The organism is Paenisporosarcina macmurdoensis, from assembly GCF_042658845.1.
In the GTDB taxonomy this organism is placed as follows: Bacteria; Bacillota; Bacilli; order Bacillales_A; family Planococcaceae; genus Paenisporosarcina; species Paenisporosarcina macmurdoensis.
Genome location: NZ_JBHSRI010000018.1, coordinates 311,518 through 330,920 on the forward strand (window position 1 = coordinate 311,518; position 19,403 = coordinate 330,920).

21 protein-coding genes are annotated in these 19,403 nt (G+C 37.0%); 15 read left to right on the forward strand and 6 right to left on the reverse strand.

What is annotated here, in order from left to right; genetic code table 11:
• Window positions 1-10 precede the first annotated feature (10 nt).
• Window positions 11-445 (reverse strand): DUF2621 domain-containing protein, encoded by a 435-nt coding sequence (locus ACFPYN_RS11320; RefSeq protein WP_377734242.1) that lies wholly within the window; start codon window positions 443-445, stop codon window positions 11-13.
• Window positions 446-557: 112 nt separating this feature from the next.
• Here ACFPYN_RS11320 and ACFPYN_RS11325 point away from each other — a divergent pair, with 112 nt between their 5' ends.
• The 4 genes from ACFPYN_RS11325 (at window position 558) to ACFPYN_RS11340 (ending at window position 2,309) form a co-directional block, all read left to right on the forward strand.
• Window positions 558-776, forward strand: a complete 219-nt coding sequence (locus tag ACFPYN_RS11325) for a DUF1659 domain-containing protein (protein ID WP_377734244.1) — start codon at window positions 558-560, stop codon at window positions 774-776.
• A 19-nt stretch (window positions 777-795) separates the two neighbouring features.
• Window positions 796-1,008 carry a DUF2922 domain-containing protein gene (locus tag ACFPYN_RS11330; RefSeq protein ID WP_377734246.1) on the forward strand — a complete coding sequence of 71 codons (213 nt, stop codon included), beginning with the start codon at window positions 796-798 and terminating at the stop codon, window positions 1,006-1,008.
• A 158-nt stretch (window positions 1,009-1,166) separates the two neighbouring features.
• The gene (locus tag ACFPYN_RS11335; protein WP_377734248.1) at window positions 1,167-1,763 is read left to right on the forward strand and encodes an SCO family protein; all 597 of its coding nucleotides are present in this window, start codon (window positions 1,167-1,169) and stop codon (window positions 1,761-1,763) included.
• A 207-nt stretch (window positions 1,764-1,970) separates the two neighbouring features.
• On the forward strand, window positions 1,971-2,309 hold the full coding sequence (locus ACFPYN_RS11340) for a hypothetical protein (RefSeq protein WP_377734250.1): 339 nt from the start codon (window positions 1,971-1,973) through the stop codon (window positions 2,307-2,309).
• 150 nt (window positions 2,310-2,459) lie between these two features.
• On the opposite strand, the gene mscL is transcribed toward ACFPYN_RS11340, so the two are convergent.
• The gene (gene mscL / locus ACFPYN_RS11345; RefSeq protein ID WP_377734251.1) at window positions 2,460-2,843 is read right to left on the reverse strand and encodes a large conductance mechanosensitive channel protein MscL; all 384 of its coding nucleotides are present in this window, start codon (window positions 2,841-2,843) and stop codon (window positions 2,460-2,462) included.
• A 266-nt stretch (window positions 2,844-3,109) separates the two neighbouring features.
• Between mscL and ACFPYN_RS11350 the strand changes: the two genes are divergently transcribed.
• Entirely contained in the window at window positions 3,110-3,796 is a 687-nt protein-coding gene (locus ACFPYN_RS11350; protein WP_377734252.1) for a lytic transglycosylase domain-containing protein, read from the forward strand.
• Window positions 3,797-3,847: 51 nt separating this feature from the next.
• On the opposite strand, the gene ACFPYN_RS11355 is transcribed toward ACFPYN_RS11350, so the two are convergent.
• Window positions 3,848-4,093 carry a GlsB/YeaQ/YmgE family stress response membrane protein gene (locus ACFPYN_RS11355; protein ID WP_377734254.1) on the reverse strand — a complete coding sequence of 82 codons (246 nt, stop codon included), beginning with the start codon at window positions 4,091-4,093 and terminating at the stop codon, window positions 3,848-3,850.
• Window positions 4,094-4,564: 471 nt separating this feature from the next.
• Here ACFPYN_RS11355 and ACFPYN_RS11360 point away from each other — a divergent pair, with 471 nt between their 5' ends.
• From ACFPYN_RS11360 to ACFPYN_RS11390, 7 genes are all read left to right on the forward strand, one after another.
• Entirely contained in the window at window positions 4,565-5,239 is a 675-nt protein-coding gene (locus ACFPYN_RS11360) for a DNA alkylation repair protein (RefSeq protein ID WP_377734255.1), read from the forward strand.
• 206 nt (window positions 5,240-5,445) lie between these two features.
• The gene (locus tag ACFPYN_RS11365) at window positions 5,446-5,847 is read left to right on the forward strand and encodes a thiol-disulfide oxidoreductase DCC family protein (protein WP_377734256.1); all 402 of its coding nucleotides are present in this window, start codon (window positions 5,446-5,448) and stop codon (window positions 5,845-5,847) included.
• A 17-nt stretch (window positions 5,848-5,864) separates the two neighbouring features.
• Window positions 5,865-6,353 (forward strand): DinB family protein, encoded by a 489-nt coding sequence (locus tag ACFPYN_RS11370; protein ID WP_377734258.1) that lies wholly within the window; start codon window positions 5,865-5,867, stop codon window positions 6,351-6,353.
• Window positions 6,354-6,490: 137 nt separating this feature from the next.
• Window positions 6,491-9,199: an aconitate hydratase AcnA gene (gene acnA / locus ACFPYN_RS11375; protein WP_377734260.1), complete on the forward strand. Its 2,709-nt coding sequence runs from the start codon at window positions 6,491-6,493 to the stop codon at window positions 9,197-9,199.
• A 453-nt stretch (window positions 9,200-9,652) separates the two neighbouring features.
• A complete protein-coding gene (fabG, locus tag ACFPYN_RS11380; RefSeq protein WP_377734262.1) occupies window positions 9,653-10,393 on the forward strand; it encodes a 3-oxoacyl-ACP reductase FabG in 741 nt (246 codons plus the stop codon).
• A 72-nt stretch (window positions 10,394-10,465) separates the two neighbouring features.
• Window positions 10,466-10,891 carry an acyl-CoA thioesterase gene (locus ACFPYN_RS11385; protein ID WP_377734264.1) on the forward strand — a complete coding sequence of 142 codons (426 nt, stop codon included), beginning with the start codon at window positions 10,466-10,468 and terminating at the stop codon, window positions 10,889-10,891.
• Window positions 10,891-11,184, forward strand: a complete 294-nt coding sequence (locus ACFPYN_RS11390; protein ID WP_377734265.1) for a hypothetical protein — start codon at window positions 10,891-10,893, stop codon at window positions 11,182-11,184. The genes ACFPYN_RS11385 and ACFPYN_RS11390 overlap by 1 nt, the downstream gene beginning before the upstream one ends.
• Window positions 11,185-11,250: 66 nt before the next feature.
• Here the strand turns inward: ACFPYN_RS11390 and ACFPYN_RS11395 are convergent, their stop codons facing one another.
• Window positions 11,251-11,541 carry a HesB/YadR/YfhF family protein gene (locus ACFPYN_RS11395; RefSeq protein ID WP_377734267.1) on the reverse strand — a complete coding sequence of 97 codons (291 nt, stop codon included), beginning with the start codon at window positions 11,539-11,541 and terminating at the stop codon, window positions 11,251-11,253.
• A 36-nt stretch (window positions 11,542-11,577) separates the two neighbouring features.
• Window positions 11,578-12,183: a glycerol-3-phosphate 1-O-acyltransferase PlsY gene (gene plsY, locus ACFPYN_RS11400; protein WP_377734269.1), complete on the reverse strand. Its 606-nt coding sequence runs from the start codon at window positions 12,181-12,183 to the stop codon at window positions 11,578-11,580.
• Window positions 12,184-12,387: 204 nt separating this feature from the next.
• Here plsY and parE point away from each other — a divergent pair, with 204 nt between their 5' ends.
• From parE to ACFPYN_RS11415, 3 genes are read left to right on the forward strand one after another with little or no spacing between them, the layout of a single operon-like run.
• Window positions 12,388-14,361, forward strand: coding sequence for a DNA topoisomerase IV subunit B (parE, locus tag ACFPYN_RS11405; protein WP_377734270.1), 1,974 nt, complete (start codon window positions 12,388-12,390; stop codon window positions 14,359-14,361).
• Window positions 14,358-16,802 (forward strand): DNA topoisomerase IV subunit A, encoded by a 2,445-nt coding sequence (gene parC, locus ACFPYN_RS11410; protein ID WP_377734272.1) that lies wholly within the window; start codon window positions 14,358-14,360, stop codon window positions 16,800-16,802. The genes parE and parC overlap by 4 nt, the downstream gene beginning before the upstream one ends.
• Before the next feature lie 54 nt (window positions 16,803-16,856).
• Window positions 16,857-18,077, forward strand: coding sequence for an MFS transporter (locus ACFPYN_RS11415; protein WP_377734274.1), 1,221 nt, complete (start codon window positions 16,857-16,859; stop codon window positions 18,075-18,077).
• Between the two features lie 116 nt (window positions 18,078-18,193).
• Here ACFPYN_RS11415 and ACFPYN_RS11420 read toward each other — a convergent pair whose 3' ends face one another.
• Window positions 18,194-19,372, reverse strand: coding sequence for an LAGLIDADG family homing endonuclease (locus ACFPYN_RS11420; protein ID WP_377734277.1), 1,179 nt, complete (start codon window positions 19,370-19,372; stop codon window positions 18,194-18,196).
• Between the last annotated feature and the right edge of the window lie 31 nt (window positions 19,373-19,403).

Genomic DNA, 19,403 nt, shown 5'->3' on the forward strand with positions numbered 1-19,403 from the left:
AAATGCTTTTCTATCTAAATAAGTGTTCGTATGGCGTCATGTCAATTTCCATTGACTCTAACTTCTTACGCAAGAATTTGTGATCTCTCTTCGGAGTTGCTTGAATATACCCGCGAATAAGATGATCATTTTCAATGGATGTTGCATCTTCTTCTAAAGCGATTTGTGCGACTTTACCGGCAATTTTTTGCTTGGCAACTGGTCGAAACAAGTCAGGAACTGGCGTAACAAGTTCATTTAGCATTGCTTTTGCTTGATCTCCCCATAAATGAAGGGATTTATTTACATAATACTCTTCCCAATCGAGCATGGATTTCCCATCGTCTTTCGGTAACACTTTTAAAAACTTGCGGAACATAAAAAAGCCACCAATAGCAAAGAGTCCAGCTAATACAAAAACCCAAAATACAATAAACCATAAAAACCATCCATCCAATACTCTCACCTCTTATTACAACTATTCTTCTATTATAAAAGGTTCTGCGAAAAATAACACGCACGATGTATTCTTTTCTTCAATTTCTCTCTATCTAAAGAGGGAAAGGGGGTGATACAACATGGCAATCGTTGATTTTACAGAAGCAATAGTCCGTTTAACGTTTGACGTTGGGATGACACAAGATGGAAAAGTACTAAAAAAATCAAGCTCTTATCGAAACATTCATGAATCTGCAACAGCAGAGCAATTAATGGGTGTGACTAGTATTTTATCTGGGTTTTCATCTTATCCGATTTTGGCAGCAGAGAAAATTGCAACTGGCAACATACAAAACTAATAGGGAGGAGGACTAACACATGGCACAAGTATTAGAAATGCAATTTGAAACGGCTGGTGGTAAGAAATTAACGATTTCTGTAGATGAACCTCGTGCGAATTTAACTGCGCTAGAGGTAGAAACAGGCATGCAAGCTCTTATTGCTAGCAGCGTATTTGAAGTAAATGGGTTTGGACTGGCTAGTGCTTTTAGTGCGAGATTGATCGAACGCAATGTATCTGATTTAATGTAAAAATGAAGAAAGGCCGCCAAATAAGATGGTGGCCTTTCTTTACATTAGGGACTAATACAAATACTTAGACACAAATTCGTTAGAAACAAGGGATGGTCGTACCTTGAATTCGTAAATTTCATTCGCTAAGATGTAAAAGAGCGAAAGTGGGGGAGTCCATGACGAAATATAAAAAAATGTTCACACTTATTGTGTTGAGCGCAATCATCTTATCAGGATGTAATTCTTCAAAGTTTAAAGCAGACACCGACTGGGAAGTTGAATCTTTTTCACATGAATCTCAAAGAGGTGAGGAAGTTTCATTAGAAAGTTTAAATGGTACGGTGTGGTTGGCTACTTTTATCTTCACTAATTGTGATACGGTATGTCCGCCAATGACCATGAATATGACCCAAGTACAAGATGAATTAATAAAAGCAGAAGTAGAAGATTATAAAATAGTCGCATTCAGCGTAGACCCTGAAGTCGATACCCCAGAAATCATGGCAGAATATTTAGCGAAGTTTAACCCATCTGACGAATCCAAATGGGAATTACTTTCTGGATATGACCCTGAGTATATGGAACAGTTTGCACGAGACTCATTTAAATCTCTCGTGAAAATGGATCCCACCTCAGATCAAGTCTTACATGGCACAAGCTATTTCTTAGTTGATCAAGATGGGATTGTTGTTAAGAGTTATAACGGCTATCAAGATGTACCAAAAGAAGAAATTGCTACGGATATGAAGGCGCTAATTGAACAAGGGAAATAAAAAACATGATTAAATACACTAGAAAAAAATCTAGAAAATAGAAAAAACCTCAATTCAGGTAGTTGAATTGAGGTTTTTTCTGTGTAATCGGTAAACGTTTGTTGAAATTCCATGAAATAGGCAGTCCTACGAACAAAATTGAACATTACCTAAAAAGGAAGAATTTGAAATATGTAGTACAATAAAAAACAAAAAGGAGTTGAGATAGTGGATTTTGTTATTTTCTTATATTTCTTCATAGGTTTATATTTGGCAATTCAAAAGAAATTAAAATTTTCAACCGCATTATTACCATTATTGTTATTCTCGATCCTGGCAAATGTGGCTTTGGCTCAAAATTATACGCAAAGTTTAATAGCTGAAGCTAATGATGGACTCGGTATATCAAATAAGTTAGCTTACGTTCTAATTGGAGAAGATCGCTGGTCTCAAGAGTTATTCCAATCAAGTTATAATTTCTCAACAAATGTCTCACTTGTATTATTAATTACATACTCCATCATATTAATTTCAGAAAAAATATATGAAAGCAAGTCAATTTCATAATTCATAAATTTGATGTAAACACGAAAATTCTAAAAGCAGACTAGTCCATAAAAAAGAGAGCCTGAACGACCTGTCGTTCAAGCTCTCGCTAAGAAGTAAATTTACTTTTTCAATGGTCTCGAAGAAAAGTATGGTTTTTTTCTGTCTTCTCTACAAAGTCTTTTGGTTTTTCAATAAATCACGAATCTCAGATAGTAACGCTTCTTTCGCATCAATCGCTGGACCTTCTTCAACTACTTCTTCTTTCTTACGTTGAAATTTCATTAATATACGAACGAACATAAAGATTGCTAAAGCTACAATGATAAAGTTGAAAATTGATTGAATGAAGTTTCCGTACATAACTTGAGCGTCACCAACTGTTAATACTAAGCCAGTGAAGTCTACTCCACCTAAAATAATACCTATTAAAGGTGTGATAATGTCTTTAACAAGAGATGTGACGATAGCTGCAAAGGCTGCTCCGATAACAACAGCAACTGCCAAATCCATAACATTTCCTTTTAAGATAAATTTTTTAAAGTCTTGTAACATTTTTCGTCACCACCTTAATTAGTAAGTTTACAAAATGAGCCACATTTTGTATATGAAATTTTGTTTAACGCTGTCGAATTTTGCAAGATTATACTATGTGGGAAGTAGGTTTTTATAGCTTGTTAACATATTTGAAGTGATGAAAATGATGGGTATCTTTGAAAGATGAAAGTTATTTCGAAGGAATACAACACACTACTATATTAGAATCATGTGATGAACCAGCCAATTTGTGATAAAATAAAGAAAAAATAGGATGCGACCACATGAAAATTCGTAATAAAAAGAAACCATTATCTATAGCCACAAAAGGCTTGATCATCATTCTTATGGTTCCAATCACGATGACAATGTTCGTATTGGCAAGTGTGTACTGGGGAGACTTACAAAGAATTCCAATCATCCACACATTAAAAGAATCCATACAACATGCACCAAACAAGGTGATGGAAATGGACATTCCAAAAGAATATATCCCGATTTATCAAGAAGCAGCCGAAAAATATAAAATACCATGGACATTACTAGCTGCACATCATCGTATTGAAACTAAATTTTCGACAATGGATCCGCTTCTTTCTCCAGTAGGAGCAGAAGGTCATATGCAATTCATGCCATGTACATTCGTTGGCTGGCAACATCCAAGTTGTACAGGTAATGGAAAAGGCGCAATTTCAGAAGAAGATAAAACAAATCCAGAAATTATTGCTAAATACGGTGGATACGGTGTAGATGCCAATGAAGATGGTATAGCCGATCCTTTTCAATTAGACGATGCCATGCATAGTGCTGCAAAATATTTAGCAAGTAGTGGCGCGGCCACTGGTGATTTAGAAAAGGCAATCCATATGTATAATCATAGTGATGAATATGTTGAAGATGTTCTGTATTATTACAATAAATATGAAGAAGAGCAGGAGCAAGACGGACAAGCTTTATCTTCAAGCGAATAAAAAGACAATAAAAAAGAGTCGTTCGAAGTTCGAACGACTCTTTTTAAATTCTTATTTACGAAGTGCTTTTAAAATCATGCTAACGATGAAGATTAAAATAATTGCACCAATTAAAGCTGGAATAATTTGAATGCCGGCAACTGCTGGTCCGAAACTGAATAACATTCCGCCGATCCAAGCACCAATAATACCTGCAATAATGTTACCAATAATTCCGCCTGGTACGTCTTTACCTAAAATAAGTCCTGCTAACCATCCAATAACTCCACCAATAATAAGATATAATATGAATCCCATGTTTGACATCTCCTGTTCAATTATGTTTTTTTCTTGCTTACCTAATAGATAACCTCAAATGGTAAGATTCAAACCATTTGTTTGAAATGTTTTTTCAAAAGAGCGGTTTTGCAAATAATCAAGATAACCAACTAAAGATTAAAATTATCTTAATATGATGGTTCCCAACCGTTCATTTTTCATGAGTTTCGACATAAAATATTGAAGGAAGCCTTGCCATGTATTTTATGTGAAAAGTTGTGAAAATATTTTGCCGATTCCGAATTTGAGGCGTATAATTTAAGAAGAGGAGCGCTTGGGATGGATCAAATCATGATGAAAAAGCTAAATAAACAGGCACTGGTGTTTGTGGTCGTTCATACTTTATTCATCTTTAACCTAGCATTCGATATAATAGGGTTTTTATAAAAAAAATGTGGATAGTTAACTATCCACATTTTTTAATGTGAAAGATAAAAAGGGAGTTTTATTGTGAAAGAACCATGGAATCGTCATACATATGTCCAAGTATTTGAAAACCTTCGCAATGAACAACTTGCGGAACCAATGAAAGCCTATATGAAACATCATTTTCCCTTTTTAGGAATTAAAAGTCCAGAGCGGACTGAAGCATTAAAAACATATTTCGCAACACATGAATCACCTGAAAAACCTGAACTACTCAAAGAAGTATGGAGGATTTACGCATTACAAGAGCGAGAGTATCAATATGTAGCCATCGCTTTACTTAGCAAAAAACTTAAAACTTTATCGATTGAAGATTTGGCGTTTCTCGAAAAATTGATCACAGAAAAATCGTGGTGGGATAGTGTAGATTCAATAGCACCAACCATTGTTGGTACAATTGTCAAAAGAGACCGTCTGAATGGAGAGAAAATCATGCTTCAGTGGTCAGATTCTGATAATATGTGGTTAAATCGCGCAGCCATACTTCATCAATTAAAGTATAAAAATGATACAAATGAAAAAATATTAACTGAAATTATTTTACAACATGTACATTCAAAAGAATTCTTTATTCAAAAAGCCATTGGTTGGGTATTAAGAGAATATGCAAAAACCAATCCTGTCTTTGTTAGGAAATTTGTTGAAGAACATGAGTTGAAGCCATTAAGTAAACGCGAAGCTTTAAAGCATATTAAATAAAAGAAGCTGTTCTAAAGTCATGAAAATTGACTAAGGGCAGTTTCCATTTTTTATTTTGTGAGGTGTTTTCCGTTTGAAGTCTAGTGAATCATAAAACGACAGGCCTTTCTAATAAGGAGAATGGTCGCATGTGACATGGCAATTGAAAACGTTAGATTGTCGTTTATTGGTCGATTCAAGTAATATAAGAAGAAAAGGTGAATTTTATGAATACTAAGTCTCCTATTCTTTTTTATGATGGAAGCTGTGGTTTTTGTCAACAATCTGTCCAGTTTATTTTGAACCATGAGCGAGCTGAAGAAATCTATTTTGCAGCTCTTGATAGTGAACTTGCCAATCAAATGAAAAAAAGACACCCCAAACTACAAAAGATTGATTCGATTGTTGTACTTAAGGGAAAAGAGTTATTAGTAGAGTCTGATGCAGTGTTTGCACTTACGACTTATCTGAAAGCACCTTACCATTTGGCAAAATACGCACAATTTGTTCCAAAATCGTTACGTGATCATGTTTATCGTTTCGTCGCAAAGCATAGACATCGCTTAATTCGTCATAATGAAGCGTGTTTATTACCGTCACCTCAACAGCGGATAAGATTTTTGAAGTAATTAAAGGAGAGATTTAGATGTTTTTAGAAGACAATAATGAAATTCGAAAAGAGCTATTTCAAACAATTGAAGGATTAACAGACGAACAATTCAACAAGAACCCTTCAAATGGTGGATGGTCTCCAAAACAAATTTTTGAACATCTTTTACGAATGGAAACAGTAATAGTCACAAATATTGCGCGAGAATTACAAGATCCGGAAAGTTCGAAAGCAATGAAAAAACCAATTTCCCTTTCTACGAGCCGACTTGTAAAAGTGGAGGCTCCTGGCTATACTTTGCCAACTGAAGATTACAAATTAAAACAAGAGATGAAAAAAGAGCTTCATGATTCACGTCTCTTCTTATTAGACGTCTATGAATCAAGCACAAAAGAAGTATTTCGTGAAAAATCATTTAAACATCCGATATTTGGGCGAGTGCCATTGATTCAATGGTTTTCGTTTGTTGGACTTCACGAAAAAAGACATTTAAAACAATTAAAGAAAACAATTGAAATGCTGTAAGGTCATAATAAATACTTATCACATCCTATAATTTTAATGTAATTTACTTATAAACTAGACTGCGTTATGATTAGAACTGGAGAAAAGTCGCTACCAATAGATGAGAGCCTTTTCATAAGATAAAAGGAGGAATAGACATGGCAAAAAGTAACTTGCATAATAGCCGTACTTCTTTCGATTTAAACGGTAAAACGTATAACTATTACCGTTTAGCAGCGTTAGAAGAGGCAGGGATCGCAAATGTTTCCCGACTTCCTTATTCAATTAAAGTATTACTTGAGTCCGTATTGCGCCAACACGACGGATATGTCATCAATGATGAACACGTAGAAAAATTGGCAAACTGGGGTAAAGATGTTGATCCAGAGGCGGAAGTTCCGTTTAAACCATCACGTGTTATCCTTCAAGATTTCACTGGCGTACCAGTAGTAGTAGACTTAGCAGCACTTCGTTCGGCAATGGCTAAAATGGGTGGAGATCCTAACAAAATCAACCCGGCAATTCCGGTTGACTTAGTTATTGACCACTCTGTTCAAGTAGACAAATACGGTACAGCTGATTCACTTCGCATTAATATGGAATTAGAATTTGAACGTAATGCTGAGCGTTACCAGTTCCTTAGCTGGGCTCAAAAAGCATATGATAACTACCGTGCTGTACCACCAGCAACAGGTATTGTTCACCAAGTTAACTTAGAGTATTTAGCAAACGTAGTTCATGCAGTTAAAAATGAAGAAGGTACATACGAAACGTATCCCGATACATTAGTAGGTACTGACTCTCATACAACGATGATTAATGGTATCGGTGTTCTTGGATGGGGCGTTGGGGGTATTGAAGCTGAAGCAGGTATGCTTGGTCAACCATCATACTTCCCAATTCCTGAAGTAATCGGAGTTAAATTAACTGGTGACCTTCCAAATGGCACAACTGCTACTGACTTAGCACTTAAAGTAACTGAAGTACTTCGTAAAAAAGGCGTTGTCGGTAAATTCGTTGAGTTCTTCGGAGCTGGTGTTACAAAACTTCCACTTGCTGACCGTGCGACAATTGCAAATATGGCACCTGAGTACGGCGCAACTTGTGGTTTCTTCCCAGTTGATGAAGAAGCACTTGATTACATGCGTTTAACTAGCCGTGACGCTGAACACATCCAAGTAGTAAAAGAATATTTAACTGCTAACGGAATGTTCTTTACAGTTGATAATGAAGATCCAATCTACACGGATGTTGTAGAACTTGATTTATCAACAATTGAACCAAACATGTCTGGACCTAAACGTCCTCAAGATTTAATTCCATTGTCTGAAATGAAACTTGAGTTCAACAAAGCGGTTGTAGCTCCTCAAGGCAACCAAGGATTCGGTTTATCTAAAAAAGAATTCAAAAAATCTGCAACTGTAACTCTTGATGGGAAAGAAGTAACGATTCCAACAGGTGCTATTGGTATCGCAGCCATTACATCATGTACAAATACATCAAATCCATTCGTTATGATCGGTGCAGGTCTTGTTGCGAAAAAAGCAGCAGAAAAAGGCTTACGTCCACCTGCATATGTGAAAACTTCACTTGCTCCAGGTTCAAAAGTAGTAACAGGTTACTTACGTGATGCTGGACTTCTTGAGCCATTGAGTGCTGTAGGATTTGACTTAGTTGGTTACGGTTGTACGACTTGTATCGGTAACTCAGGTCCAATGCTTCCTGAAATCGAAAAAGGTATCATCGAAAACGACTTATTAATTACGTCTGTTCTTTCTGGTAACCGTAACTTTGAAGGTCGTATTCACCCTCTAGTAAAAGGTAACTACTTAGCTTCACCACCACTTGTAGTTGCTTATGCATTAGCAGGCACGGTTGATATTGATCTTCAAAACGAATCACTAGGTAAAGATCATGCAGGAAACGATGTATTCTTTGCTGACATCTGGCCAACAACAGAAGAAATTAAAGAAGTTCTTCTTAAAACAGTTACACCAGAATTATTCCGTAGTGAATATGAACATGTATTCAATGAAAATGAGCGTTGGAATGCGATTGAAACATCAAATGATTCATTGTATACATTTGATGAAGATTCAACGTATATTCAAAACCCTCCTTATTTTGAAGGTTTAGCAATTGAACCAAGCCCAATTCAAACGCTTGCTGGACTTCGCGTAGTTGCGAAATTCGGAGATTCAATTACGACTGACCATATTTCACCAGCTGGTGCGATTGGTAAAGATACTCCTGCCGGTAAATACTTGCGTGAACGCGGAGTAGCAGTACGCGACTTCAACTCATATGGTTCACGTCGTGGTAGTCACGATGTTATGATGCGCGGTACATTTGCAAACATTCGTATTCGTAATCAAATCGCAGCAGGCACAGAAGGTGGATTTACTACTTACTGGCCAAACGGCGAAATCATGGCTATCTATGATGCTGCAATGAAATACCAAGAAGACGGTACTGGCTTAGTTGTTTTAGCAGGTAAAGATTACGGTATGGGATCTTCACGTGACTGGGCAGCAAAAGGCACAAACCTTCTAGGTATTAAAACAGTTCTTGCTGAAAGCTACGAGCGTATTCACCGTTCAAACTTAGTTATGATGGGTGTTTTACCTCTTCAATACTTGGCTGGTCAAAGTGCAGAAACACTTGGTTTAACAGGTAAAGAAGAAATCAGCGTAAACATTGCTGAAGGCGTAAAACCTCGTGATATCTTAACAGTGAAAGCTGTTTCTGCTGACGGTTCTGTAAAAGAATTCGACGTATTAGCACGATTCGATTCAGAAGTAGAAGTTGATTACTATCGTCATGGTGGTATCTTACCAATGGTATTACGTGATAAATTGAAAAACTAAAGTTTTTAAGAAGACTGTCCTTAGGGGCAGTCTTTTTTTTTAGATATATTTAAAAAACTTTTTCGAGCTACGCTTGAAACTTGGAAATTTGTTTTTCGCCCACTCACTGTGGGTTATCGTCCATTCAACTCAGTTTTCCGTCCACTCACGATGAGTTTTCGTCCATTCAACTTGTGTTTCTGTCCACTCATGCAATGTTTCTGTCCATTCGCTTGGAGATGTACACCATTCCTCCAGAGAAAGACACCAATTCCAATAAAGAGAGACTTATTTGAAGGAATTGTCCGTCAATTCTGGAGTTGAGATAGAAGGTGCATTGTGCTTTACTATGCGGCTTATTTAAAGGCGTAGAAAAGCATATTACAAAGTTGAATGAATAATCATTCATTTTTGAACATTGATGTGCTACACTTCTCATATGTTTTTAAAAAGGTTCTATAAGGGGGGCAAATCATGAGGTTACAAGATCAAGTAGCGATTATTACAGGCGGTGCTAATGGCATTGGTTTAGCAGCGTGTGAACGTTTTGCACAAGAAGGCGCTAAGGTAGTAATGGCAGATTTTGATGATAAAGCAGGGAATAAGCAACAACAAATTTTACGAGATAAGGGCTATGACATTACATTTATACAAGTGAATGTTGCAGATAGAGAAAGTGTGAATCAACTTGTTTCCAATGCAGTAGAAGCATACGGAGGAATAGATATTTTAGTAAACAATGCTGGGATTACTCGTGATGCGATGCTGGCTAAAATGGATCCTGCTGATTTTCAAGAAGTTCTTAATGTAAACATCAACGGGGTTTTCAATTGCACGCAAGCAGTTCTTCCGTATTTATTAGAAAAAGGCAAAGGCAAAATCATTAATACGTCTTCAGTGAGCGGAGTATATGGGAATGCGGGCCAAACCAATTATGCCGCATCAAAAGCTGCTGTCATAGGTATGACTAAGTCATGGGCGAAAGAGTTAGGACGAAAAGGAATAAATGTAAACGCAGTTTCTCCAGGATTTACGCGTACAGCTATGGTTGAAAACATACCAGAAAAATTAGTTGCGCAAATGTCTTCCATGATTGCACTACAACGTCTCGCGTTACCGATAGATATCGCCAATGCTTATTTATTTTTAGCATCAAGTGAATCGGATTATGTTCAAGGTCACGTTCTCCAAGTAGACGGCGGCATTATGATGTAGGACATACAGAGATACTTTATCCGCCCATTGAATGATTGTTTTTTGTATAATGGTTCTAGAGGTGACTGAATTATGTTTATTAGTGAAAAAGAAATAGAAATACGCTATGCCGAAACAGATCAAATGGGTGTTGTTTATCATGCCAATTATTTAGTATGGATGGAAATTGGTCGTACAACATTAATAGAGGACCTAGGCTATACGTATGCTGGATTAGAGCGAGAGGGTTACTTATCACCTGTTATCGATTTATCAATTCAATATAAAGCGTCGATGAAGTACGGACAAAAGGCAACCGTCCGAACATGGGTAGAGTCACATGGTAAACTTCGTACGATGTATGGTTATGAGATTTTACACGAGGATGGAACGGTAGCAGCAACGGCTAAGTCTGAACATGTACTAGTGAAGAAAGACACATTCCGACCCGTGTCATTGAAAAAAGTCCATGCTGCTTGGGATGCTAAATATAATGAAATTGCTAGGGTGCAAGGGTAATGGCTTTTGGAATAAAACGACCAGAGTTAGTTTCATGGAAAGACGCTGTAAGCAGAGGAGAAATTGCCTTTTTAACTCACTATTGGCTAGATGAGCGATTTCCTGGATGTAAAACGGTGACGAAAGTGGGTTGTTCAGATATTGAAAGGCTGATCAGGTGGGGCAATCAATACGGCTTAAAGCCAGAGTGGATTGATTACAAAGAAGCCTATCCCCATTTTGATTTGTTTGGACCGCATCAACAAGCGATTATGACAAAAGAAGGCATGTTGAACCAATTGGACAGATTCTAAGAAGTCCATCTTCTTATATGGAAAAAATAATAATCCACTAAGAGTATGACCTCTTAGTGGATTATATTATTTCTTATATGAATACGTAAGTTCTTGTAATTCCGAATCAACATTGACGTGTAAATCATGATCGTCAAAATACCATATATCGCGATCTTCTATATAGAAATGGATGTTATCTTCTATAAGCTCAACAGATAGTTCCATTGGTTCTTCTTTAGTTACGCCTAATGAAAAACCTTCGTGCAAGGCACTTGAACCACCATAGCGAGCATAAAAACGAATATATTCTCCTGATGTGGTTTCCATTTCTTCTTTAAACCAGGCCATTGCGTCATTTGATAAAACAATTTTCATGTGAACATCAACCTTTCGTGGACTATTCTTATAGTTTTATAGCCACTTCACTTTTGGCTCAGTTCCTGCTTTGATACGGGCAATATTCGAACGATGTCGATATAAAATAAATGAAGATAATAAAAGGATAACGACAAGTAATGGTATATCTTTTACAAAGAATATGTTATATAAAATAGTATATACCAATGCAATCACTCCAAGTACCATTGACGTAAACGACACCATTTTTGATAGTTTCAATACTACAAAAAACGATAAGAGCATAAGTATGAAGATCGGCCAGTGATAAGCAAGTAATACCCCTCCAGAAGTCGCTACAGCCTTACCACCTTTGAAGTTAGCAAAAATCGGATACATATGACCAATAACAGCCACTACCCCTAGAATGAGCGGGTTTATGTCCGTAGCGGCAAAGAAAGGCAGGAGCGGTAATAAAGTAGCGGCCGTTCCTTTTAAAATGTCCATAATGGAAACAATTAAGCCTGCTTTAACTCCTAATGTACGAAATGTGTTGGTTCCGCCTAGGTTCCCACTACCGTGTTCACGAATATCAATTTTGTAAAAAAGCTTTCCAATCCATAATGCTGAAGGAATCGATCCTATTAAATAAGCGAATAATATGAGAATAACAGTATTCATAAAGTGCTCCTTTTAAATTAGTACGTGCTCTTAATATGTAAAACTAGTTTATCACTTGTCACAACCAGTCACAACGCATTAATAGAACTTTCATTCATACAAGTTTATTAGTTGAAGATCGGTATTAAAGCTGTAGACTCATTGCAAAGGCAGCTTTCATTCTATACAATGAAAACATCTGTTTGTTTTTTGGAGGAGAACGATTTGGCAAAAAATCAATCATTAACAGCATATAACGACGATGCTATTCAAGTACTTGAGGGACTAGAGGCGGTTCGTAAACGTCCAGGCATGTATATTGGTTCTACTGATGCTAGAGGCTTGCACCATTTAGTTTATGAAATTGTCGACAACTCTGTAGATGAGACCTTAGCTGGATTCGGTCATCACATCATCGTCAATATACACGAAGATCAAAGTATCAGTATTAGAGACTTTGGCCGTGGAATGCCAACTGGTATACATAAGACCGGGAAACCGACTCCGGAAGTCATTTTTACTGTGCTTCACGCAGGAGGTAAGTTCGGTCAAGGTGGTTATAAAACAAGTGGAGGGTTACACGGTGTTGGTGCTTCCGTAGTGAATGCCTTATCTTCATTTTTAGAAGTGACCATTCATCGTGATGGCAAGAAGTTTCGTCAGCGATTTGAAAATGGCGGACATCCTGTTACAACACTTGAACATATTGGTTCTACAAAAGAATCTGGAACGGCTATTCATTTCTTACCTGATCCAACCATTTTTTCCGTAACTAAATATAACTATGAAACGATTTGTGAGCGATTACGCGAATCTGCCTTTTTATTAAAAGGATTGAAAATAGAGTTAAATGACTTGCGAAATGGCACACAAGATATCTTCTTTTATGAAACAGGAATTGAAGCTTTCGTTGGTTATTTGAATGAAGAAAAAGATGTCTTACATCCAGTTTCATACGTTGAAGGAACTCAAGATGAGATTGAAGTTGAATTCGCATTCCAGTTTAATGATGGATATTCAGAAACGATTTTATCTTTTGTTAATAACGTGCGAACACGCGATGGTGGGACGCATGAAACGGGTGCGAAATCTGCATTAACCCGTGCCTTTAATGAATATGCACGGAAAACTAGTTTATTAAAAGAAAAAGATAAAAACTTAGAAGGTGCAGACATTCGCGAAGGAATTGCTGCAATCATCTCGGTACGTATACCTGAAGGAATCCTTCAATTTGAGGGACAAACAAAAGGTAAACTAGGAACGAGTGAAGCGCGTGCAGCTGTTGATTCTGTGGTATCAGATAAACTCTTATATGTATTAGAAGAAAATGCAGAATTGAGTGCATCACTTGTACGTAAAGCAATTCGTGCTTCACAAGCACGTGAAGCAGCACGCAGAGCTCGTGAAGATGCTCGTAGTGGAAAGAAATCGAAGAAAGCTAGTTCGATCCTATCTGGGAAGTTAACTCCTGCACAATCCCGAAATGCTGCAAAAAATGAACTGTATTTAGTCGAGGGAGATTCTGCTGGTGGGTCCGCTAAACAAGGACGCGACCGCACATTCCAAGCTATTTTGCCGCTTCGTGGGAAAGTTATCAATACGGAAAAAGCAAAACTTGCAGACATTATGAAAAATGAAGAAATTTCAACAATTATTCATGCTATTGGTGGGGGAGTCGGCGCTGATTTCTCGGTTCCAGACATTGCCTATGACAAGATTGTCATAATGACCGATGCCGATACAGATGGAGCACATATACAAGTGTTGTTGTTAACATTCTTCTATCGTTATATGAAACCTTTAATTGAAGCGGGCAAAGTATATATTGCGTTGCCACCATTGTATAAAGTTTATAGAGGTGTAGGGAAAAAAGAAGTCCTTATTTACGCATGGACAGAAGCTGAGCTTCAAGATGCTATTCGAAAAATCGGTAAAGGCTATTTGATTCAACGTTATAAAGGTCTAGGTGAAATGAATGCGATTCAATTATGGGAAACCACAATGAATCCTGAGACTAGAACGTTAATTCGCGTGGAAATTGATGATGATGCTCGTGCGGAAAGACGCATCACAACGTTGATGGGTGACAAAGTAGAACCAAGACGACTATGGATTGAAAATAATGTTAATTTTGGTATAGATGTGGAAAGTAACATTTTAGAAAATGAGCTCATCCATACCGAGGAGGATTCAGAATGACACAAACCGAACGTTATCAAGATTTACCATTAGAAGAAGTTATCGGCGACCGGTTTGGCCGATATAGTAAATATATTATTCAAGATCGTGCCTTACCAGATGCACGAGATGGCTTGAAACCAGTACAACGTCGTATTTTGTATGCGATGTTCCATGAAGGAAACACCAATGAAAAGCCATTTCGTAAATCAGCAAAAACAGTTGGTAATGTAATCGGTAACTATCATCCTCACGGTGATACATCCGTTTATGAAGCTATGGTACGTATGAGTCAAGACTGGAAAGTTCGACATATGTTGATCGAAATGCACGGGAATAATGGATCGGTAGATGGCGATCCTCCTGCAGCCATGCGATATACAGAAGCACGTTTATCTGCTATTGCAATGGAAATGCTACGAGATATACAGAAACAAACAGTGGATCTCGTGCAAAACTTTGATGACTCTGAATTAGAACCTACTGTATTACCAGCTCGTTTTCCTAACTTATTAGTCAACGGTGCATCAGGAATTTCAGCAGGATATGCAACAGATATGCCACCACATGCACTACATGAAGTGTTAGATGCGGTATTAATGAGAATGAATAAGCCACAATCGTCTGTTGATGAACTCATGACCGTCTTAAAAGGTCCTGATTTTCCAACAGGTGGTATTATTCAAGGTGTCGATGGCATCAAAAAAGCATACGAAACGGGTAAAGGGAAGATTGTTGTCCGTTCAAAAGCTGACATTGAACCTTTAAAAGGCGGAAAAGAACAGATTGTTATTACCGAGATTCCTTTTGAAGTGAATAAAGCGGTGTTAATTCGTAAAATAGATGATCAACGATTGGATAAACGGTTAGATGGCATTGCAGATGTACGTGACGAATCGGATCGTACAGGCTTGCGTATTGTCATTGAATTAAAAAAAGAAGTAGATGCACGAGGCATTTTGCAGTTCTTATTCAAAAATACAGATTTGCAAATTGCATACAACTTTAACATGATCGCCATTCATAATCGTCGTCCAACCATGATGACATTGCCATTACTACTGGACGCCTATATTACGCATCAAAAAGATGTCGTGACAAGACGTTCTAACTTCGAGTTACAAAAAGCAAAAGACCGAATTCATATTGTTGAAGGTTTAATGAAAGCATTGTCCATCTTGGACGAAGTAATTATTACCATTCGTCAATCACAAGATAAACGGGATGCGAAGAATAATTTAATTCGTGCTTTTTCGTTCACGGAAGAACAAGCTGAAGCAATTGTTTCTCTACAATTATATCGATTAACTAACACAGACATTACCGATTTGAGAAATGAAGAAGCAAGTCTACAAAAATTAATTAGTGAGCTATTGGCGATCTTAAATAATGAATCCCAATTGGCAAAAGTAATCAAGCAAGAGTTGCAAACGATACGTAAGCAATTTGCTGAACCAAGAAGATCTATTATTGAGGACGAAATCGAAGAAATTAAAATAACACTAGATGTTATGATTCCAAGTGAAGAAGTCGTTGTTACTGTAACGAAAGATGGCTATGTGAAACGCACAAGTACGCGATCTTATAGTGCGTCAAACGGCAAAGATTTCGCGATGAAAGAATCGGATTATCTGTTATTTGAATCGATGATGAATACGCAACATCACTTATTATTATTTACGAGCTTAGGCAATTATATATATCAACCTATACATGAATTACCTGAAATTCGTTGGAAGGACTTAGGTCAACATGTTTCAAGCATTGTTTCGCTTGACTCAAATGAGACCATTATTAAAGCGATTCCAATCGACAAATTCGACGACACGCGCTTTATTCTAGCTGTTTCCAAACTTGGTCAAATCAAGCGTTCATCACTTGCAGAGTACCAGGTTCAACGCTATTCACGTGCGTTAAATACCATGAATTTGAAAAAAGGCGATCAAGTCGTCTATATTGATTTAGTTACACAAGCAGATGATGTCTTTATTGCAACTTTAAATGCGTATGCTGTGAGATTTAATATGGATGAAGTTCCTGTCACTGGTGTTAAAACCGGAGGAGTTAAAGGAATTAACTTGAAAGATGGCGATGTTGTTGTCAATGCAACGACTATTCCAGCAGATGCCCGCGGAGAATTATTCCTGGTCACGCATCGTGGTGCCGTTAAAAAAATGTCCTTAAAAGAATTCGAACAAGGAACTCGTGGTAAACGAGGAATTGTCGTATTACGCGAATTAAAATCGAATGCCCACCGTGTTAGTGGCGTACTATATGTACAAGAGAATGAACAAGTGGTTATTGAGACTGCAAAAGGTGTTCGTGAAGTAGTTGAAACGAAACCTATACGTAATTCCGATCGTTATTCAAACGGATCATTTATTGTCGATACAGACAAAGATGGTGATGTGGTTCGTCTGTGGAAAGTACTTAAGAAGAGCATCGAGAGCAAGAAATCGTGAAAGGGTACAACTAGGGGGCTAATTTAGCCCCTTTTGTTGTATAAAGGGGAAAGTATGTGGAAGAATCGCAATGTGTGGATTATTTTAGTTGGTGAATTGATTGCTGGTCTGGGGTTATGGACTGGAATCATCGGGAATTTGGAGTTTATGCAAGAACGAATTCCTTCAGATTTCTTGAAATCAGTTATTATGGCCATTGGTTTGTTAGCAGGTATTCTAGTTGGACCGCTTGCTGGTAAAGTTATTGATCAATCAAGGAAAAAGACCGTTCTATTAATCTCTGGATTTGGTCGAATGATTAGTGTGAGCTTTATGTTAATTGCAATTGGTACGGGGTCTATATGGTGGATGGTCGCATTTATGATTAGTATCCAACTTTCAGCAGCATTTTATTTTCCAGCGTTGCAAGCAACGATTCCATTAGTTGTAAAAGACGAACATTTACTACAAATGAATGGCTGGCATATGAACGTCGCAACAATGGCTCGAGTCATTGGAACAGCACTTGCGGGTGTTATATTGGTGTATTGGTCATTAGAATCACTTTATTTCATGTCAATCTTTGCTTATGGCGGTTTGCTGCTCTTTACATTTATGCTACGGATCGATGAGGAAGAGGGAACAGAGGCACTCGTAAAAGTTTCAGCACCAGGTAAAGGCGGATTTATGGAAGTTTTTCCAATATTAAAGTCGTACCCAGCGGTCATGATGACGTTAGTAATGACGTTAATCCCTTTATTATTTATCGGATCATTTAACTTATTAGTTATTAACATTAGTGAATTGCAAGATTCAGCATCGATTAAAGGAACCATTTACGCTGCAGAAGGTATTGCGTTTATGATTGGTACAGTCGTTGTGAAATTTATCGCTAAAAAATGGAGCACAAGTACGATATTATTCTTTTTTGCATTTGTAATAGGATTAGCCGAGTTAATCTTAATATTTGCAGCAAGTCCAATATTGTCGGTAACAGCATTTGCCGTATTCGGATTTGCAGTTGGTAGTTTTTTCCCAACAGCGATGACAATTTTTCAGAAGCAAATGCCGAAAGCGTTCCATGGAAGATTTTTCTCATTCCGAAATATGCTGGAGCGAGTGATTTTCCAAATCGTTTTGTTAGCAACAGGAGCATTATTAGATTTAATCGGCTTACAATGGATGGTCGTCGTATTTGGCGTCATCAGTTTATCACTGACAACGATTTTCTTAATTCAAATGAAGCGTAGAAACATAATATTAGATACAAATGATCAAACCACCGAAATTGCTTAAATTCGGTGGTTTTTTTGATTTTGTCTCACTGTTACAAGTATACTTGGTTACTGAGATGTAGCTTCCTATAATTTATATTATGTCAACTAAAATAGAATTAATAAAATAAGGAGTTCTCATTTTCCTTTGAGACTCCTCTTTATGTTGTTTAAATCAATGAACTGCACACTATATTCAATTAAGTCATTCATGTTTAGTTTATGATGTTTTGCAGCAGTTTTTAAATCATTTAATAATTGTAGATCATAAGTAGTTTTATATTGCACACGGTCTGTCGGCTTAATTATTTTACTGAATGTAAAATCGTTCTGAGAAAGTAAATTCTTCAATCCGCTTTCAAATAAATGATTAACATGTGTATTATGCTGATACGCTAATGCTTTTAACGAACCTAACAAAGATTTACTTATGTTCGTTCTAAATGAAATTCTAGTACTATTTGGTGTTCGAACAATTTTCCCATCAACAATTTTCCATAAAGGAATTTTACTATCGTCTTCAATCAAATAAGAATCAACAGAATGTTGGGTCATATAAACTCTTTTATAAATATGGAAATCCTCGGAATTTACTTCTTTATAGACAATTTCAGAAAGCTTTTGTAGCTCTAATTTTCCTCTAACCCAAATTCGATAAATAGCATTTCCGTTTTGTGTTTTGATTTCAGTAATATTTGATTTCAACTTCCAAGATCGAAAAACTTCTAAAAGACCAACTGCAAAATTTAAACTAGCAGAAGTAACATTCATTTGGTACCCTCCACTCCCTACCCAACCGTCTCCATCTATGACACCTCGTACAAAGGAAGCCACATATTCTTCTGGAACAGTTGGAAATGGAACAATTAGCGATTTCTTTGCTGTGATGCCCATTAATTCCAGATCTTTTTTACTTTCTTTAGAATTAATAATTAAAGTCGGCGTTGTTTTCGTTTTCCCGAATGGTGTTAATACGTAATCTGCGTCCATCATCTTAGCAATTAAACGAAGAATTCGCTCATCTTTCTGCGAGAAACAAATGCTATGAGATTCATTATGAACATGGCCATCTGTAACGAATGAACCAAGGATCCAAGCCATTTCGTGTGTCCAAGTTTTAAAGAAATCCTCATTCACTTTATGTTTTCTAGGTTGGCCAGAAAATTGTTCTCTATTCATTGAAATTCCATGCTTGTAGAGAACATTACGAATAGCACGGTCAGAAAGACCAATTATCGGAACCATCTCTTTAAATGACATACCACTTTTGTACATATTGATAATTTTTTCATCTGTTACTCCAGGGTTACGAGGCATAGTTAAGCTCCTTTCCGAGGTAATTTAAATG

Excerpts from the sequence above, each read along its gene's own strand:
- ACFPYN_RS11420 (WP_377734277.1), bottom strand. The coding sequence starts at position 19,372 with ATGCCTCGTAACCCTGGAGTAACAGATGAAAAAATTATCAATATGTAC.
- ACFPYN_RS11330 (WP_377734246.1), top strand. The coding sequence starts at position 796 with ATGGCACAAGTATTAGAAATGCAATTTGAAACGGCTGGTGGTAAGAAA.
- ACFPYN_RS11370 (WP_377734258.1), top strand. The coding sequence starts at position 5,865 with ATGTTTTTAGAAGACAATAATGAAATTCGAAAAGAGCTATTTCAAACA.
- ACFPYN_RS11385 (WP_377734264.1), top strand. The coding sequence starts at position 10,466 with ATGTTTATTAGTGAAAAAGAAATAGAAATACGCTATGCCGAAACAGAT.
- ACFPYN_RS11325 (WP_377734244.1), top strand. The coding sequence starts at position 558 with ATGGCAATCGTTGATTTTACAGAAGCAATAGTCCGTTTAACGTTTGAC.
- ACFPYN_RS11335 (WP_377734248.1), top strand. The coding sequence starts at position 1,167 with ATGACGAAATATAAAAAAATGTTCACACTTATTGTGTTGAGCGCAATC.
- ACFPYN_RS11390 (WP_377734265.1), top strand. The coding sequence starts at position 10,891 with ATGGCTTTTGGAATAAAACGACCAGAGTTAGTTTCATGGAAAGACGCT.
- ACFPYN_RS11415 (WP_377734274.1), top strand. The coding sequence starts at position 16,857 with ATGTGGAAGAATCGCAATGTGTGGATTATTTTAGTTGGTGAATTGATT.
- ACFPYN_RS11350 (WP_377734252.1), top strand. The coding sequence starts at position 3,110 with ATGAAAATTCGTAATAAAAAGAAACCATTATCTATAGCCACAAAAGGC.
- ACFPYN_RS11395 (WP_377734267.1), bottom strand. The coding sequence starts at position 11,541 with ATGAAAATTGTTTTATCAAATGACGCAATGGCCTGGTTTAAAGAAGAA.
- ACFPYN_RS11355 (WP_377734254.1), bottom strand. The coding sequence starts at position 4,093 with ATGGGATTCATATTATATCTTATTATTGGTGGAGTTATTGGATGGTTA.
- mscL (WP_377734251.1), bottom strand. The coding sequence starts at position 2,843 with ATGTTACAAGACTTTAAAAAATTTATCTTAAAAGGAAATGTTATGGAT.
- acnA (WP_377734260.1), top strand. The coding sequence starts at position 6,491 with ATGGCAAAAAGTAACTTGCATAATAGCCGTACTTCTTTCGATTTAAAC.
- plsY (WP_377734269.1), bottom strand. The coding sequence starts at position 12,183 with ATGAATACTGTTATTCTCATATTATTCGCTTATTTAATAGGATCGATT.
- parC (WP_377734272.1), top strand. The coding sequence starts at position 14,358 with ATGACACAAACCGAACGTTATCAAGATTTACCATTAGAAGAAGTTATC.
- ACFPYN_RS11365 (WP_377734256.1), top strand. The coding sequence starts at position 5,446 with ATGAATACTAAGTCTCCTATTCTTTTTTATGATGGAAGCTGTGGTTTT.
- fabG (WP_377734262.1), top strand. The coding sequence starts at position 9,653 with ATGAGGTTACAAGATCAAGTAGCGATTATTACAGGCGGTGCTAATGGC.